Consider the following 17,103-nt stretch of genomic DNA (forward strand, 5'->3'; position numbering starts at 1 on the left):
GCGACATCGCTCATCTTCGTTGCCGTGCTGCACCGTTACGGGGCGGGGCTGTCGATCGATATTGCCAAATGGGCGGAGGCGCGCAACCTGGCCTTCCTCGCCGTGCCCGCGCGAGCGACATTCGTCTGGCTTGCTGCCGTCGACCTGTCCTGGGCGCAGGAACTCTGCATCTACATGTTCATCTGGATGGCGAAGTTCGGTGCGGCCTACGGCGTACGCACCGGCATCCATGTCGGCGTCGACGTGCTGGTCAATGTCCTGCCCGGAGGATCGCGCCGCCGCGTCATCACTTTCGGCCTGATGTGCGGCGCCCTTTTCACCGCCATCGTGGGCTATTTCGGGGCCGCGTTCGTCGGCCAGATGTGGCAGACCGGCCAGCAATCCAACGATCTCGAAGCGCCGATGTGGTTGGTGTATCTCACGATCCCGCTCGGCTCCGGGCTGATGTGCTTCCGCTTCCTGCAAGTCGCCTGGTCGTTCTATCGCACCGGCGAGCTGCCGCATCACGACATGGCCGGAGTCGAGGGCGTCGAGGCAGACCCGATCCATCCAGCCCCGGTCACGCGCAGCCAGGTCGCCCGCGACGAGCGCAGCCCGCTCGGCTGGGTCCTGATGTTGTTGCCGGTCCTGATCGTCGTCCTGTGCTTCGCCCATGCGGCGCACGTCATCACGCTGCCGCAGGGACTGCGCGTCGCCGTGGTCTTCGCCCTCCTGCTGTCGTTGATGCTCACGGGCATGCCGATCTCGATCGCACTGGGTCTGACCGTGCTCAGCTTCATGTTCACGCTGACCGACGTGCGAACCGAATCGGTGGCGCTGAAACTGTTCACCGGCATCGAGAGCTTCGAGATCATGGCGATCCCGTTCTTCATCCTCGCCGGCAACTTCCTGACCCACGGCGGCGTGGCGCGCCGGATGATCGCCTTCGCAACCGCGCTGGTCGGCCATTGGTACGGCGGTCTCGCGCTTTCGGGCGTGGTCGCCTGCGCGCTGTTCGCCGCGATTTCCGGCTCGTCGCCGGCGACCGTGGTGGCGATCGGCTCGGTAATCCTGCCCGCCATGATCGCACAGGGATTCCCGAAGCGGTTCGGCGCAGGCGTGATCACGACCTCCGGCTCGCTCGGAATTCTCATCCCACCCTCGATTCCGATGGTGCTTTTTGCCGTCTCCACCAACAGCTCTGTCGGCAAGCTGTTCATCGCCGGGATCGTGCCGGGGCTCGTGCTGGCCACGCTGCTCGGCGCCACGACCTTCTATCGCGCTTGGCGCAATGATTACCCGCGGATGCCGAAGGCGACTTTCATGCAGCGCCTCGATGCGTTCCGCAAATCGATCTGGGGAATCCTGCTGATCGTGATCGTGATCGGCGGCATCTACAGCGGCCTGTTCACGCCTACCGAAGCTGCCGCGGTCAGTGCGGTCTACGCTTTCATCGTCGCGGTGTTCATCTACAAGGACCTCAAGCTGAGAGACGTGCCGCGGGTGCTGCTGTCATCGGCGAATCTTTCGGCGATGCTGCTCTACATCATCACCAACGCCGTCTTGTTCTCGTTCCTGATGACTTACGAGAACGTGCCGCAAGCGCTCGCGCAATGGATGATCGACCAGGGTCTCGGCTGGATCGGCTTCCTCCTCGTCGTCAATCTGCTGCTGCTGCTGGCGGGCAACGTGATGGAGCCGTCCTCGATCATCCTGATCATGGCGCCGATCCTGTTTCCGGTCGCGATCAAGCTGGGCATCGATCCGATCCATTTCGGCATCCTGATGACGGTCAACATGGAGGTCGGGCTGTGCCATCCGCCGGTCGGCCTCAATCTCTACGTCGCCTCAGGCATCGCCAAGATGGGTATCACCGAGCTCACGGTCGCGGTCTGGCCATGGCTCTTGACCATGCTGGCGTTCCTCATGGTTGTAACCTATTGGCCGGGTCTGTCGTTGTGGCTGCCTCGCCTGCTGGGCATGTAGCCGCGCATACGGCGCATCCTCTCGCCTCGTGGGCGAGGGGGAAGTCGTAGCCTCGCCAGCAATGGCAATCGGCTGCCAGATGCGGTTAGATGCCGCGCGACAGGCCGGGAGGATCCAGAGATGACAGAAGCCAGCAGCGAGCCGAAGGACGCAACGCCGTCCGTCATCGCGCAGCAAGCGGCGATGCTGAATGCGCTGCCGTTTTCCGACACGCGGGATTTCGACGATGCCGCGCGCGGCTTTCTCGGCACGATCGAGAACGCGACGATCACAAATCCGCAAGGCAGGACGGTCTGGAGCCTCGAGCCCTACGGCTTCCTGTCGTCCGAGCAGGCGCCGTCGACGGTCAATCCGAGCCTGTGGCGGCAGTCGCGGCTCAACATGCAGCACGGGCTGTTCGAGGTCGTGCCCGGCGTTTACCAGGTGCGCGGGCTCGATATCGCCAACATGACGCTGGTCGAGGGCGACAGCGGCGTCATCGTCGTCGACACCCTGACCTCGATCGAGGGCGCGCGCGCTGCGCTCGATCTCTATTTCAGGCATCGTGGCGCGCGGCCGGTCGCGGCCGTGATCTTCACTCATACCCACACCGACCATTGGGGCGGCGCGCGCGGCGTGCTGGAGGAGGATGCGCTCGCCACCGGCCGCGTGCCGATCATCGCGCCGAACCTGTTCATGGAGCACGCGGTCTCCGAGAACATCATTGCGGGACCGGCGATGCTGCGCCGGGCGCAGTATCAGTTCGGCCCGTTCCTCGCCAAGGGCGTGCGCGGACAGGTCGATTGCGGCCTCGGCAAGTCGATGGCGGCAGGTTCAGTGGCGCTGCTGCGGCCGACCGATCTGATCATGGCGACCGGCGACAAGCGCGTGATCGACGGCGTCGAATTCGAATTCCAGATGGCGCCGAACAGCGAAGCGCCGGCGGAGATGCACTTCTTCATTCCGCGCTACAAGCTGTTGAACCTCGCCGAGAACTGCACGCACAATTTTCACAATCTGCTGCCGTTCCGCGGCGCCGACGTGCGCGACGCGCTGGCCTGGTCGAAATATCTGAGCGAGGCCTTGCAGCTGTGGGACGGCAAGGCGGAGGCGATGTGCGGTCAGCATCACTGGCCGGTGTGGGGCCGCGAGCGGATCGGCACGATGATCCGGCAGCAGCGCGATCTCTACAAATTCGCGCACGACCAGACCATTCGCCTGATGAACCACGGCATGACCGCGGCCGAGATCGCCGAGACGATCCAGCTCCCGAAGAGTCTCGAAGGCGCCTGGCACGGCCGCGGCTATTACGGCCATATTCGGCATAACGTGAAGGCGGTCTACCAGAAATATCTCGGCTGGTACGACGCCAATCCGGTCAATCTCGATCCGCTGCCGCCTGTGGAAGCGGGCAAGAAGTATGTCGAGTATATGGGCGGCGCCGACGCCATTCTCGCGCGCGCACGCAAGGATTTTGACAAGGGTGAGTTCCGCTTTGTCGCGCAGGCGCTCGGCCATCTCGTCTTCGCAGAGCCGGAGAACGAGGCGGCGCGTGCGTTGCTGGCGGATACGCTCGAGCAGCTCGGTTATGCCGCCGAGAGCGCGACCTGGCGCAACGCCTATCTATTCGGTGCGCAGGAGCTGCGACAGGGCATGCCGAAGACGCCGCCGCGCCCGCCGATGCCGCGCCAGACGCTGGCCGCGCTACGCACCGAGCAGCTCTGGGACGTGCTCGGCATCCGCCTCAATGGTCCCAAGGCCGAAGGCAAGCACATCGTCCTGAACTGGAGTTTTACCGATACCGGTGAGACGTTCGTGCTCAACCTGGAGAACTCTGCGCTGACCTATGCCGAGGGCGTGCAGGCGGAAGATGCGGATGCGAGCTTCACGCTCGCGCGCGCAACGCTCGATGAAGTCATCGCCAAGCTGACGAGCTTTCCGGAGGCGGTGGCCGCCGGCAAGGTCAAGCTCACGGGCAACCCGATGCGGCTTGCCGAGCTGATGGGCCTGATGGACGAATTCCCGCGCATGTTCGAGATCGTCGAGCCGAAGCGGGCGGTGGTGGTGTAAGGCCACCGTCGCCGCTGCGTTCTCACTGTCATCGTCCGGCTCGACCGGGCGATCCAGTATTCCGTGACGCCGGTGATCGAACCGAGAAGCTGCGGCGTACTGGATGCCCCGCCTTCGCGGGGCATGACAACGAGCGGGGGCCTACTCCGCGCTGCTCACCAGCTTGATCCGCGGCGCCTGCGCTTCCGTCAGGCTGCGATACGCCGCGAGATAATCCAGCGCCATCCGGCGCGCGGTGAAGCGCGCCTCGAACTGCCGGCGGATGGCCGCGCGATCCAGCTGCGCGAGGCGATTGACGACGCCGGCTGCGCTGATGATGTCCTCGACCACGAAGCCGGTGAGGCCCTCGTCGATGATCTCGGGCACCGAGCCGCGGTTGAAGGCGACGACCGGCGTTCCGCAGGCCATGGCTTCGATCATCACGAGGCCGAACGGCTCCGGCCAGTCGATCGGCAACAGCAGTGCCAGCGCGCCGCTCAGGAAGTCCGATTTCTCGTGGTCGCTGATCTCGCCGATGAAGTCGACCAGCGGATTGTTCTCGATCATCGGCCGGATCAGCTCGTCATAGTAGTCCTGGTCGGCGCGGTCGACCTTGGCCGCGATCTTCAGCGGGATGCCGCAATGGGTCGCGATCTTGATGGCGCGGTCGACGCCTTTTTCGGGCGCGATGCGGCCGAGCACGGCGAGATATTCCTGGCGAGCCGGCTTCGGCGTCAGCAAATTCTCCGGCAGGCCGTGGTGAATCGTGGTCACCCAGTTCGCCTGCGGCACCGGCCTGCGCTGTGCGTTCGAGATCGAGATCACCGGCATCTTGGAGAAGGTGTTGAACACCGGCTGATGCTCCGGAAGGTCGAGCCGGCCGTGCAGCGTGGTCAGGAACGGGGTCGGCTGCCGGTGGAACAGCGACCACGGATAGTAGTCGAGATGGAAGTGGAGGAAGTCGAACTCCTCGTCGTCACATTTCTGCCGCACGCGCTCCAGGAGCACCATGTGCAACGCGTTGGGATCGCGCACGGAACCGTCGAGGCGAAGCGCCCGCGGCCAGAGTGCATCCAGCTTCGCCGACGTGTGCGAGTCGCCGCTGGCGAACAGCGTCACGTCGTGTCCAAGGGCGACCAACTCCTCCGTCAACCAGTGCACCACCCGCTCGGTGCCGCCATACAGCTTGGGTGGAACAGCCTCCGTCAACGGAGCTACCTGCGCGATGCGCATCTCACCATCTCCTCTGTGCGATCATGAAAGTTAAGCCCCCGCCGTGTTTCGGCACCGACATGCCAGTCGAGGGAACGTTCTCGCATTTGCGAAGTTCCTTCAACGAACGTTACTTCTTCGACACACTTCAGCGCGGCCGCGATGCTGCCATCTCCTCTTCTCACATCGTCCGCATCCGCATGTCGTGATGACCCGGCTCGGGAACCGAGGCGACGCGGTCGATGTTCAATCGGCTATTGGAAAAATTCGAAAACATCACGACGGGGTTGCAGTCACATGGATCACCTTTCTGGCTACGCGCGCAGGCCATTTGCCTTTGTCTTGCGCTATCTGCGACGACGGCTGGCGTCGCATCTGGTGATCCTCACCGCTGTCGTCGCAGCCGTTGCCTGTTCCGTGGGCACGCAGTACGGCGTCAAATCCCTGGTCGACAGTCTGTCCGCGGGAACATCGCACGGCGGCAGCGTATGGCTGGCATTCATTTTGCTCATGTCGCTGATTGCTGCCGACAATTTCCTGTGGCGGATCGCGAGCTGGACCGCGAGCTTCACCTTCGTTCGTGTCACGGGTGATTTACGCCGTGACATATTTCGTCATCTGACCGGACACGCTCCGAGCTATTTCTCGGACCGCATGCCCGGCATGCTGACCAGCCGTATCACCGCGACCTCCAACGCGGTGTTCACCGTCGAGAACATGTTCGTCTGGAATGTGTTGCCGCCGTGCATCGCCACAGTTGCGGCCATCGCGCTGATTGGAACCGTCAGTCCTTATATGGCACTCGGCCTGATCGTGATCGCCGGCGGCATGGTGATCGCGATGTTTCATCTGGCCGCGGCCGGCAAGCCGCTGCACGACGACTTTGCCGACAAGGCCGCCGTCGTCGACGGCGAGATGATCGACGTCATCAGCAACATGCCGCTGGTCCGCGCCTTCTGCGGCATCGGCCATGAGCACGAGCGGTTCGACGCGACGGTGAACCGGGAACTGACCGCGCGTGGCCGTAGCCTGCGTTATCTGGAAAAGCTGCGGCTCACGCATGCCGGCGTGACGGTCGTCCTGACGGTGGCACTGATGGCCTGGGCGATCACGCTCTGGCAGCAGGGCGAGGCGACCACCGGCGATGTCGTGCTGGTCTGTACGCTCGGCCTCTCCATTCTCAACGCGACGCGCGATCTCGCGGTGGCGCTGGTCGATGTCACCCAGCATGTCGCGCGCCTGACCGAGGCGATCGCGACCTTGCTCGTGCCGCATGAATTGCGCGATCATCCCGAGGCTGAGCCGCTGATGAAGAGCGGCGCCGCGATCGCGTACAACAACGTCACCTTCGGCTATCCCGGCGGCGCGAAGATCTTCGAGCGGTTCAGCCTGCGGCTGCAACCCGGCCAACGCGTCGGCCTGGTCGGCCAGTCCGGCGGTGGCAAGTCGACCTTGTTCACGCTGCTGCAGCGCTTCTACGACGTGGACGAAGGCAGCGTGACCATCGACGGCCAGGATATTTCGATGGTGACGCAGCAGAGCTTGCGCGAGGCGATCTCCGTGGTGCCGCAGGACATCTCCCTGTTCCATCGCTCCATCCGCGAGAACATCCGCTACGGGCGGCCGAACGCGACCGACGACGAGGTGCTGCGTGCGGCGATCGCGGCGCGCTGCGATTTCGTCGAAACCCTGCCGGAAGGTCTCGACACCATGGTCGGCGACCGCGGTGTGAAAATGTCCGGCGGCCAGCGCCAGCGCATTGCGATTGCGCGCGCCTTCCTGAAGGACGCGCCGATCCTGCTGCTGGACGAAGCGACCGCCGCGCTCGACAGCGAATCCGAGGAGGCGATCCGCGAGGCGCTGTCGCGCCTGATGCGCGGCCGCACCGTGATCGCGATTGCGCACCGGCTGGCGACGCTGCGCAATTTCGATCGCGTGGTCGTGCTGAAGAATGGCAAGATCATCGAGGACGGCGCGCCCGACCGCCTGATGCAGGGCCACGGTCCCTACCGCGAGCTGGTTACGCAGGAGATGAGCCGACTCGCGAAGTTCGCCGCGTAAAACCAACAGTTGCATTCGCGTTGGTCGCGTTCCGAAACAGGCCGCAGGGGAGCAGCTCATGGCAACCGAAGCCGTAACACAGATCATCTCGGTATCGCAGACGGTGGAGGCCGTCGCGGAGCAGGGGTTCTACATTCCGATGACGGGGCCCGCTGCGCGGCCCCGCCGGTCGCTCAAGCACGACGACACTTTCATCGTGCTGGACAGCCATGGCGACATCGGCGCCTCCGCGGGCGGGCCGGACGGCCTGTTCAACTGCGACACGCGCTATCTGGCGCGGCTGGAGCTCGTGCTCGACGACCTTCAGCCGCTGCTGCTCGGCTCGAATTTGCGTGACGACAATTCGTCCCTGACCGTCGATCTCACCAATCCCGACATCTATCGCCATGGCCGCATCGTGCTCCAGAAGGATCTGCTGCACATCGTGCGCACGATCTTCCTGTGGCGCGGCGCGGCCTATCAGCGCATCGGCGTCCAGAACCATGGCGACCGTCGCGCCAGCTTCGAGCTGACGCTGCTGTTCGACAACGATTTTGCCGATCTGTTCGAGGTGCGCGGCGAGCGGCGCCCGCGCCGCGGGACCGGCACCAGCAAGTTGCTAGGGCCGACCGACGTGCTGTTCGACTATCGTGGCCTTGACGATGCCGAGCGTACCACCGGCCTGCATTTCGACCCGCGCCCGACGCGGCTGTCGGTGAATTCCGCAACCTGGCAGCTCGATCTAGACGCGCATGAGTCAAAATCCCTGTTCGTGGCGGTGTCCTGCAACCGGCCGATCGCGGAGAAGCCGGCGCGCTTTTTCAGGGGCCTGCTCGCCCATCGCCGCGAGATGCGCCAGTCGACGATGGGTTCGGCCAGCATCGAGACCTCCAATAACATCTTTAACGAGGTGCTGTGCCAGGCCATGGCCGACCTCAACATGCTCATGACGGAAACGCCGCAGGGGCGTTATCCCTATGCCGGCATTCCCTGGTACTCGACGACGTTCGGCCGCGACGGCCTGATCACCGCGCTCCAGATGCTGTGGGTCGATCCGCGGGTCGCGAAGGGCGTGCTGCGGCGGCTCGCGCACTTTCAGGCAGAGGCGGCCGATCCGCTGAACGACGCGGCGCCCGGAAAGATTCTGCACGAGATGCGTGGCGGCGAGATGGCTGCGCTCCGTGAGGTGCCGTTCGCGCAATATTACGGCAGCGTGGATTCGACCGCTTTGTTCGTGTTGCTCGCCGGAAGCTATTTCGAGCGCACCGGCGATGAACAAACCTTGACCGAGCTGTGGCCGGCGATCGAAGCGGGGCTGGCCTGGATCGACGGCCCCGGCGATCCTGACCAGGACGGCTTTGTCGAATACCAGCGCGCTACGGAAAAGGGTCTCGCCAACCAGGGCTGGAAAGACTCTTACGACGCGATCTTCCATGCCGATGGCCGGCTTGCGGAAGGCAATCTCGCCCTGGCCGAGGTGCAGGGTTACGTCTTTGCCGCCAAGCAGCGCGCCGCGCGTTGCGCGTTGTGGCTCGGCAAGAATGATCTCGCCAAAAAGCTCGAGACCGAGGCCAAGGCGCTGGCCGCGCGCTTCGAGAAGGCATTCTGGTGCGAGGAGCTCGGCACCTATGCGCTCGCGCTCGACGGCAATAAGCGGCCCTGCAAGGTGCGGACATCCAATGCCGGGCAGGTGCTGTTCAGCGGCATGATCCGCGAGAACCGCGCACGTCTGGTCGCCGCCGACTTGATGCGGCCGTACTTCTTCTCCGGCTGGGGCATCCGTACCGTCGCGCAAGGCGAGGTGCGCTACAATCCGATGTCCTATCACAATGGATCGATCTGGCCGCACGACAATGCGCTGATCGCGCTCGGGCTCGCGCGCTACGGGCTCAAGCATTCGGTGGCGCATGTCTTCAAGGGCTTGTTCGACGCGGGGACCTATATGGATCTGCGGCGACTGCCCGAATTGTTCTGCGGCTTCCGGCGCGAGAAGCGGCGCGGCCCGACGCTCTATCCGGTCGCCTGTGCGCCGCAGGCCTGGGCCAGCGCGACGCCGTTCACGCTGCTGGAGGCAGCGCTCGGCATCGAGTTCGATGTGGCGCGCGGCGAGATTCGCCTGCGCAATCCGCATCTGCCGACGTTCCTGAACGAGGTGATCCTGCGCGATCTGCGCCTGGGCGAGTCGAGCGTGGATCTGCGCGTCAGCCGTCACGGCGACGACGTGGCGCTGGAAGTGTTGCGCACGCGCGGCCAGATCCAGGTCTCAATCGTGCTGGCGCGCTAGGCGCGCGCCGGGAGGAGGGTACATGCGTTCCGCCGGATGGTTGGTCAGGAGCGTGGCGATCGTCGCAGGCCTGACGGTTGCCGTATCGCGTGCCGCGGAGGAGCAGCCCGCGGCCGCCCCAAGCGAAGCAAATGCGCCGGCAACAGTGCAGCCGCCGGCCTCCACCGTGCCCATTACGCCGAAGAACGCCGCGCCGCCGCCGTCCGTGACCATCATCGGTGCAAGCGACGCCCATGGCGTGCTCGGCCGTGACGTGCGCAGCGCCGCGGACGAGGACATGGGCCGCATCGTCGACATCATCGTCGACCGCACCGGCCATGTGCGCGCCGCCGTGATCGATTTCGGCGGCTTCCTCGGCGTCGGCAGCCGCAAGATCGTGGTGGACTGGAACGCGATGCGGTTCGGCAAGATTGCCAACAAGAAGGACAGCATCACGCTGGAATTGACCAAGGCGCAGGTCGCCGCCGCGCCAGAATACAAGGAAGACACGCCGATGGTCGTGCTCGGCGCGTCCGGCAGCCTGCAGCCGCTGCAAGCAGTTCAGTGAGCGGCAGGGAGGGATGGCGGCCGGTGCTGTTGTCGAGGAAGCCGAACCACGCAGATCGCGATAGCCGCGTCGAACACGACAAATTTGCTGCGTCATCGCCTGCCGGCATACCGGCGCCGTCGCGCCAGAGCCTGCGCGGTCTCGACTGGTTCATTTTCTTCCTCGCCGACGTGCAGACCGGGTTTGGCCCCTTCATCGCGGTCTACCTCACGACGCAGAAATGGACGCAGGTCGAGATCGGCTTCGTGCTGTCGATCGGCGGCATCGTCGCGCTGATCGGGCAAATGCCGGGCGGCGCGATCATCGATGCCGCAAAATCCGAGCGGTTGGTCGCAGCCCTTGCGATTGCGACCATCGGCTGTTGCGCGCTCGCCTACGCGGCGATGCCGATCTTCGCCGTCGTGGTGACGGCCGCAACGCTGCATGCGGCAGCGAGCTGCGTTCTGGGTCCCGCGATCGCGGCGATCAGCCTCGGCCTCGTCGGCCCGCTTGCGATCGGTGAGCGACTCGGCCGCAATGCGCGCTTTGCGTCCCTCGGCAACGGCGTCGCCGCCGCGGTGATGGGCACGGCCGGCTATCTTCTGTCGAGCCGCTCGGTGTTCCTCGTCACCTTCCTGCTCGCGATTCCGACCCTGATCGCGCTGTCCCGCATCCGCGAGGAGGAAGTGGACATCGCGCGCTGTCACGGCGAGATGCCGCGCGAGGCGGAAGACCGCGGCGACACCAATGTCTGGCACCTGATCCGGCAACGACCGCTCATCGTCTTCGCGCTGAGCGTGCTGCTGTTGCAGCTCGCAAACGCCGCGATGATGCCGCTGATGGCGAGCGCGGTGACGGCGCGGTCGAGCCAGTGGGCGACGGTGCTCGTTGCCTTCTGCATCGTCGTCCCGCAGGCGATCGTGGCACTGCTGTCGCCGACGGTCGGGCGCAAGGCGCAGCTTTGGGGCCGCCGGCCGCTGCTGCTGATCGGGTTCGCCGCGCTGACGATCCGCGGCCTGCTGTTCGCAACGATCCGCGATCCCTATCTTTTGGTGCTCGTGCAGGTGTTCGACGGCCTTACTGCGGCGGTGTTCGCGGTGATGATTCCGCTGATCGTGGCCGACGTCGCCTTCGGCAGCGGCCATTTCAATCTGGCGCAAGGCATTGTCGGGACCGCGACGGGCATCGGCGCGGCCCTGAGCACAGCGCTTGGCGGCTATGTCAGCGACAAGTTCGGCAATGCGACGGCTTTCATCGGATTGTCGGGTGTGGCCGCAACGGGGCTCCTGCTCATTCTCTTCGTGATGCCGGAGACCCGGCGCACGGCATGATCGCGGCAAAAAAAACGGCCGGCCGAAACAGGTTCGGCCGGCCAAGTGGGTGCGATGTTCAAAGCGGGCGTGCTGCGGCCAACCGCTAAGGGACTCGTGCTTCATCGAATTGCCACAGGCTTTGCGGATCGTCGGTGCTCGTCCGCAGTCGAAAGGCCCTGCAAGTGGTGTCCGGGAACGATCTGGAGTCTGCCCTCGATCAGGTCCGCGCTCACGCGGCGGCTCCCCTTGCGGGCGTGTTCGGTCCGACCTCGGTAACCTGGCAAATCGATCGGGAGGCCGTTATCTTTCTCGGCGCCGGCCGTGCGCTGTTATTGCAACTGGCCCACCCTTGGGTCGCGGCCGCCATCGCCGAGCACTCGAAAACCTTTGCCGATCCGATCGGCCGCTTCCACCGCACTTTCGACATCGTCTTTGCCATGGTGTTCGGCTCGCTTGACCGGGCCTTGCTCTCGTCCCGGCAACTGCACCGGCGCCATAGCATGATCGTCGGCGAGATGCCCGAGGCCGTCGGTCCGTTCGCCGCAGGCTCGCGCTACTGTGCCAATGACATCCCGTCGCTGCGCTGGGTTCATTCGACGCTGGTCGAGACCGCGCTCATGGCCCATGACCTGGTCCTGCCGCCGCTTTCGGCAGAGGAGCGCGAACGCTATTGGACCGAGAGCCGGATGTTCGGCGCCTTGTTCGGGTTGACGGGGGACGATCTGCCGGCGGATTGGGCAGGCTTTGTGGCCTACACCACGGCGATGACGCAGTCGGACACGTTGACCGTCAGCGCGGCGGCGCGCGAGATCGCAAGGCAGATTTTTGACGGCGCGCGCCCGTGGTTGCGGCCACCGCGGTGGTACCGCGCGCTCACGGCGAGGATGCTGCCGGAGCCCTTGCGTGCGGGCTTCGGTTTTGAGCTCGACGAGCGCGATGCCAGCTCGGCCGACAGCGCGCTGAAATGGATCAGGCGCGTCTATCCGAAATTGCCGGACCGGCTGCGCTATGTCGGCCCCTATCAGGAAGCGCAGGCACGGCTGCGCGGCGAGCCGCAGCCAGACTGGATGACCCGATGCCTCAATAGGGCCTGGATCGGCCGCTCGCAGATGAATCAGCGCGGCAAGTAGAGTCTCTGTTGTTCCGGCGCGCGCGGACGCGAGCCCTGAATCCATTTCTCCCAGCATTCCGTCGGCGCGATGGATTCCGGGTTCGCGCCAAGAGGCGCGCCCCGGAATGACAGAGCCGCCTCACACCGCCGCCAGCTTCCGGTACAGCGCGCTGTAGCTGCCGGCCGAGATGCTCCAGGAGAACGACCGTCCCATGGCGCTGCGGCGCATGGAGTCGAGCTGGTCCTGCGCCATGAAGGTCGAGAACGCGCGGCGGACGCCGCCGAGAAAGGACGCCCGCGAGGGCTGCGAGAACAAAAAGCCGGTCTCGCCGTCGGTGATGGTCTCGGCAAGCCCGCCGGTCTGGTGTCCGATCGGCAGCGAGCCGAAGCGCTGGGCATACATCTGGCTCAGCCCGCACGGCTCGAAACGCGACGGCATCAGGGTGAAATCGCTGCCCGCGAAGATGCGCCGCGCCTGGGCGTCGTTGAAGCCGATCACCACCCCGATCGCGTCGGGACGGCGGCGATGCGCGTCGATCAGGGCCTGCTCGAGCGCGGGCTCGCCGGAGCCGGTGACCACGATCTGCCCGCCGGCATCGACGATCTCGTCCGCCGCCGACAGCACGAGGTCGATGCCCTTCTGGTGCACGAGGCGCGCGACGATGCCGAACATCGGGCCGCGCGACACCGCGAGCCCGAACTGCTTGCGCACGTAATCCGCATTGGCCTTCTTGCCGACCCAGTCGCCGGCGCCGAATTGCTGGGCAAGCTGGGCGCAGGAGCGTGGGTCCCAGCTCTCGTCGATGCCGTTGAGGATGCCCGTGAGCTCGGCCGCGTCGGAGCGGACACGAAGCAGGCCTTCGAGACCGCAGCCAAATTCCTCCGTCGTGATCTCGCGTGCATAGGTGCCACTGACGGTGGTGAGGTGCGAGGCATAGACCAGCCCGGCCTTGAGGAACGAGAGCTGGTCGTAGAATTCGACGCCGTCGATATGGAAGGAGCTCTCGGGTACGCCGATCCGCCGCAGCGAGTCCTTCGGGAAGAGACCCTGATAGGCGAGGTTGTGGATGGTCAGGATCGACGGCAGCTTGGCCCCGCGCCAGGCGAGATAGGCCGGTACGAGCGAGGCCTGCCAGTCATTGGCATGGATCAGGTCTGCTGCCCAATTCTTGTCCAGCTTGCCCATGGCCAGCTCAGCGGCTGCCGAGGCCAAGCGCGCAAAGCGAATGTCGTTATCCGGCCAGTCGCGTCCGAACTCGTCGCCGTAGGGATTGCCGGGCCGGTCGTAGAGCTGTGAGCACAACAGCACATAGACCGGCAGCCCGTCCTTGGTCGCAGCCCGGCCGAGCGAGCAGGCCGGCATCTCTGCAAATGCCGGGCAGCGGCCAACGATCTGAATATGCGTGAGTTGTTCGATGATGTCGCGATAGCCGGGCAACATGACCCGGATATCGGCGAAGGCGCGAAGGGCTCGGGGAAGGGCGGCGGAAACGGCTCCAAGTCCGCCGACGCGGACGAAGTCGTCCATCTCTGTCGTAACGAATAAGACCCTCAAGAACAGCTGCCCCTCTGCCCTAGCCCGTTTGCTTTTATGCAAGAACGGGTCCAGTTGCCCTGGAATTCCCAAGCCGGCAATTCCCCGTTCGGTAAAGGCTTTCCTACTCAGCCGCCGCCCACTAGGGTCGGCGCACCAACAACAGAGAACTTCGATCGTTCCTGAGAGACCCAAGGACGTAAGCAGGCATGCAGCTAACAGATAAGCATGAGGGGACGACGACCAAGGCCTTCGCCGGCCTCAGGGTCGTGGATTTTTCGACCACCATCGCCGGTCCCCACTGTGCGCGGATGCTCGCCGACATGGGCGCCGAGGTCATCAAGGTCGAGACCGATGGTGGCGAGACGATGCGGACCCGGCCGCCGCTGCGCAAGGGGTGCAGCACCGTGTTCGGCCAGCTCAACGTCGGCAAGAAAAGCGTCGTGCTCGACCTCAAGTCCGAGGACGGCAAGGAGGCTGTGCGCCGGCTGGCGGCGACTGCCGATATCCTGGTCGAGAACTTTCGCCCCGGCGTGATGCGCCGCCTGCGGCTCGACTACGACAACCTGCGGCCGGTCAACCCGAAGCTGATCTATTGCTCGATCTCGGGCTACGGCCAGAGCGGCCCCTCGGCCGAGCTGCCCGCCTACGCGCCGGTGATCCATGCGGCCTCCGGCTACGACATGGCGCATCTCGCCTACCAGCCCGGCCGTAACCGTCCCGATTATTGCGGCATCTACCATGCCGACGTCGTCACCGGCACCTACGGCTTCGGCGCGATTGCGTCTGCGCTCTATCAGCGCACCGTGACCGGCCTCGGCCAGCACGTTGACGTCTCCATGCTGGAGTCGATGCTGAGCTTGACGCTGATCGAGTTGCAGAGCTCGCAATTTGCGGTGAAGCCGCCGCCGCGCCCGATGTTCGGCCCGACCGAGACGGCCGACGGCTACGTCATGATTACAGTCGCCAGCGAGAAGACGTTTCAGGGACTGATGGGCGTCATCGGCCGCCCCGAATGGATCTCCGATATTCGGTTCTCAACCTATGCCGCGCGCCGCGAGAACTGGGCGGACGTGATGGACGGTGTCGAGGCGTGGTCGCGGCAACTCCCGACTGAGGCATGTCTTGCTGAGCTCACCGCAGCCGGAGTGCCGGCGTCGGCCTATCGCACCGTGTCAGAAGCGCTGGCCGATCCGCAGCTCGCACACCGGCAGGCGCTCTCGTCTGTGGAGGATGAAGGCGGATCATTCCAGGTGCTCAATTTGCCGTTCCGGATGTCGGGTGCCGACACCAAGCCCGCCAAAACGATGGCCGTGCTCGGCGAGCATACGGATGCGCTCCGCAACGAGGTCGGCCTCGCCAGTGAGGCGCCAATTCCGTCAGGCAAAACAGTCGCGACGCGCTGAGCGCATTGCGCCGCGCGCGTGCGGCATTTGATCTCTCGTGCGTTCCTCTTGCCGTGGCGAGCATTTGTCGCCAATCTCGCCCCCGGTCATTCAACGATCCGAAACATCGGACGAGGGATCCCGGGAGGAACCATGACGAACATTGCTGCCGCGGCGCGCAATTGTGTGCCGATTTTCCTCGCTGCGGCATTTGCCCTTCTTCCGTCGGCTGAGCCCGCACGGGCGCAGAAGCCGGGCGGTAGCATTACCGTCGGTCAGGAGCTGGAGATTACGGGCTTCGATCCGCTCAAGGTCGGCGTCTACGACACCTCGACCTTCACCGCAGCGGCCGCGATCTTCGACACGCTCACCACGCTCGACGACAAGGGCGAGGCCGCACCAAAGCTCGCGGTGTCCTGGACCCATTCCGACGACTACAAGAGCTGGACCTTCAAGCTGCGCCAGGGCGTGAAATTCCACGACGGCACGCCGTTCAACGCGCAGGCCTTCAAGGAGAATTTCGACCGCCAGAAGGACCCCGCCAACAAGTGCCGCTGCGCCTTCTACATCACCAACGTCAAGGAGGTGCTGGCGCCCGACGAATACACCGTCGTCTACAATCTCACCGATCCTGCCGTGAATCTCCCGGCAGTGATCAGCATCCAGAGCCAGAACAACGTCGTGCATTCGCCGACGGCCTGGAAGACCAAAGGCGACGACTACAATCGCAATCCCGTCGGCACGGGTCCCTACATCCTGAAATCATGGACCGCGGGCGACCGCATGGTCCTGGAGAAGAACCCGGACTACTGGAACAAGGGCCGTCCCTATCTCGACCGCATCATCCTGAAGCCGCTGCCCGACGCGCAATCGCGTTTTGCCTCGCTGCAATCGGGCGAGGCCGACATCATATGGGACGACGAGAACGACGCCGACAACATCATGAAGGCGCAGAAGGACTCCAAGCTGACCGTGCACACCTACAAGGGCTCGGGCGCGCAGGTCTACGCCTTCAATACCAAGCTGGCGCCGTTCGACGACGTCCGCGTGCGGCAGGCGCTGGCGATGGCGATCGACCGTCCAAAAATGTCGCAGGCGATCAGCAACGGCCTGAGCCGGCCCGCGACCAATCCCTACGGCGAGGGCTCCTGGGTCAAATGCAAGGACGACGGCGCGTTGCCGTTCGACGTCGAGAAGGCCAAGGCCCTGATCAAGGACTATGGCAAGCCGGTCGAGTTCAAGATGCTGGTGACCGCCACGCCCCGCGGCCGCATGATCGGCCAGGTGCTCCAACAATTCTGGAAGCGCGCCGGCGCCAATATGGAGATCGAGCAGGTCGACCAGGCCACCATTCCGCCGCGCGCCTTCATGCGTCAGTTCCAGCTCGTGCCCTGGCGCATCGTCGACCTCGCCGATCCCGATCCGCAGATGTATGCAAACTTCCGCAGCGGCAGCCCGCTGGCGCTGGCCAACTTCGCCGATCCGGAGCTCGACCGGCTGCTCGACCACTCCCGCATCACCGCCGACCCCGCCGCGCGTATCGAGGACTATTGCGCGATCAGCCGCCTGATCAACAAGGAAGCAATCTGGTTCTGGACCTTCCAGAACACCTATTACGCGCTGTCGAGCGCCAGGCTGAAGGGCTTTCCAAAGATCTACAACGGCGTGATCGACGTCTCGACCACCTGGCTGGAATGAACGCGCG

Annotated in this window: 11 protein-coding genes and 1 pseudogene; 10 read left to right on the forward strand and 2 right to left on the reverse strand. The window is 64.8% G+C overall.

Going from position 1 to position 17,103, the window contains the following annotated elements; all coding sequences use genetic code 11:
- Positions 1–186: 186 nt before the first annotated feature.
- The 3 genes and pseudogenes from IVA80_RS38795 to IVA80_RS33240 form a co-directional block, all read left to right on the forward strand.
- Positions 187–417 (forward strand): annotated as a pseudogene (locus IVA80_RS38795) (TRAP transporter small permease); the annotation flags it as partial.
- A gap of 267 nt (positions 418–684) precedes the next feature.
- The gene (locus IVA80_RS38800; RefSeq protein WP_247439357.1) at positions 685–1,965 is read left to right on the forward strand and encodes a TRAP transporter large permease subunit; all 1,281 of its coding nucleotides are present in this window, start codon (positions 685–687) and stop codon (positions 1,963–1,965) included.
- A 120-nt stretch (positions 1,966–2,085) separates the two neighbouring features.
- On the forward strand, positions 2,086–4,014 hold the full coding sequence (locus tag IVA80_RS33240) for an alkyl sulfatase dimerization domain-containing protein (protein WP_247439248.1): 1,929 nt from the start codon (positions 2,086–2,088) through the stop codon (positions 4,012–4,014).
- A 141-nt stretch (positions 4,015–4,155) separates the two neighbouring features.
- Here IVA80_RS33240 and IVA80_RS33245 read toward each other — a convergent pair whose 3' ends face one another.
- On the reverse strand, positions 4,156–5,226 hold the full coding sequence (locus IVA80_RS33245) for a glycosyltransferase family 4 protein (protein ID WP_247439249.1): 1,071 nt from the start codon (positions 5,224–5,226) through the stop codon (positions 4,156–4,158).
- Positions 5,227–5,502: 276 nt separating this feature from the next.
- Between IVA80_RS33245 and IVA80_RS33250 the strand changes: the two genes are divergently transcribed.
- From IVA80_RS33250 to IVA80_RS33270, 5 genes are all read left to right on the forward strand, one after another.
- Positions 5,503–7,266, forward strand: coding sequence for an ABC transporter ATP-binding protein (locus IVA80_RS33250; protein WP_247439250.1), 1,764 nt, complete (start codon positions 5,503–5,505; stop codon positions 7,264–7,266).
- Positions 7,267–7,324: 58 nt separating this feature from the next.
- Entirely contained in the window at positions 7,325–9,529 is a 2,205-nt protein-coding gene (locus tag IVA80_RS33255) for an amylo-alpha-1,6-glucosidase (protein WP_247439251.1), read from the forward strand.
- Between the two features lie 22 nt (positions 9,530–9,551).
- Positions 9,552–10,076 carry a PRC-barrel domain-containing protein gene (locus IVA80_RS33260; protein WP_247439252.1) on the forward strand — a complete coding sequence of 175 codons (525 nt, stop codon included), beginning with the start codon at positions 9,552–9,554 and terminating at the stop codon, positions 10,074–10,076.
- A 23-nt stretch (positions 10,077–10,099) separates the two neighbouring features.
- Positions 10,100–11,386, forward strand: a complete 1,287-nt coding sequence (locus IVA80_RS33265; protein WP_247439254.1) for an MFS transporter — start codon at positions 10,100–10,102, stop codon at positions 11,384–11,386.
- Between the two features lie 164 nt (positions 11,387–11,550).
- Positions 11,551–12,498, forward strand: a complete 948-nt coding sequence (locus IVA80_RS33270; protein WP_247439358.1) for an oxygenase MpaB family protein — start codon at positions 11,551–11,553, stop codon at positions 12,496–12,498.
- 120 nt (positions 12,499–12,618) lie between these two features.
- Here IVA80_RS33270 and glgA read toward each other — a convergent pair whose 3' ends face one another.
- Positions 12,619–14,076: a glycogen synthase GlgA gene (glgA, locus tag IVA80_RS33275; RefSeq protein WP_256467562.1), complete on the reverse strand. Its 1,458-nt coding sequence runs from the start codon at positions 14,074–14,076 to the stop codon at positions 12,619–12,621.
- Positions 14,077–14,222: 146 nt separating this feature from the next.
- Here glgA and IVA80_RS33280 point away from each other — a divergent pair, with 146 nt between their 5' ends.
- Positions 14,223–15,419, forward strand: a complete 1,197-nt coding sequence (locus IVA80_RS33280) for a CoA transferase (RefSeq protein ID WP_247439258.1) — start codon at positions 14,223–14,225, stop codon at positions 15,417–15,419.
- A 132-nt stretch (positions 15,420–15,551) separates the two neighbouring features.
- Positions 15,552–17,096, forward strand: a complete 1,545-nt coding sequence (locus IVA80_RS33285) for an ABC transporter substrate-binding protein (protein WP_247439261.1) — start codon at positions 15,552–15,554, stop codon at positions 17,094–17,096.
- Positions 17,097–17,103: the final 7 nt, after the last annotated feature.

The organism is Bradyrhizobium sp. 139, assembly GCF_023074175.1.
In the GTDB taxonomy this organism is placed as follows: Bacteria; Pseudomonadota; Alphaproteobacteria; order Rhizobiales; family Xanthobacteraceae; genus Bradyrhizobium.

Excerpts from the sequence above, each read along its gene's own strand:
- IVA80_RS33260 (WP_247439252.1), top strand. The coding sequence starts at position 9,552 with ATGCGTTCCGCCGGATGGTTGGTCAGGAGCGTGGCGATCGTCGCAGGC.
- IVA80_RS33245 (WP_247439249.1), bottom strand. The coding sequence starts at position 5,226 with ATGCGCATCGCGCAGGTAGCTCCGTTGACGGAGGCTGTTCCACCCAAG.
- IVA80_RS33255 (WP_247439251.1), top strand. The coding sequence starts at position 7,325 with ATGGCAACCGAAGCCGTAACACAGATCATCTCGGTATCGCAGACGGTG.
- IVA80_RS33280 (WP_247439258.1), top strand. The coding sequence starts at position 14,223 with ATGCAGCTAACAGATAAGCATGAGGGGACGACGACCAAGGCCTTCGCC.
- IVA80_RS33285 (WP_247439261.1), top strand. The coding sequence starts at position 15,552 with ATGACGAACATTGCTGCCGCGGCGCGCAATTGTGTGCCGATTTTCCTC.
- IVA80_RS33250 (WP_247439250.1), top strand. The coding sequence starts at position 5,503 with ATGGATCACCTTTCTGGCTACGCGCGCAGGCCATTTGCCTTTGTCTTG.
- IVA80_RS33240 (WP_247439248.1), top strand. The coding sequence starts at position 2,086 with ATGACAGAAGCCAGCAGCGAGCCGAAGGACGCAACGCCGTCCGTCATC.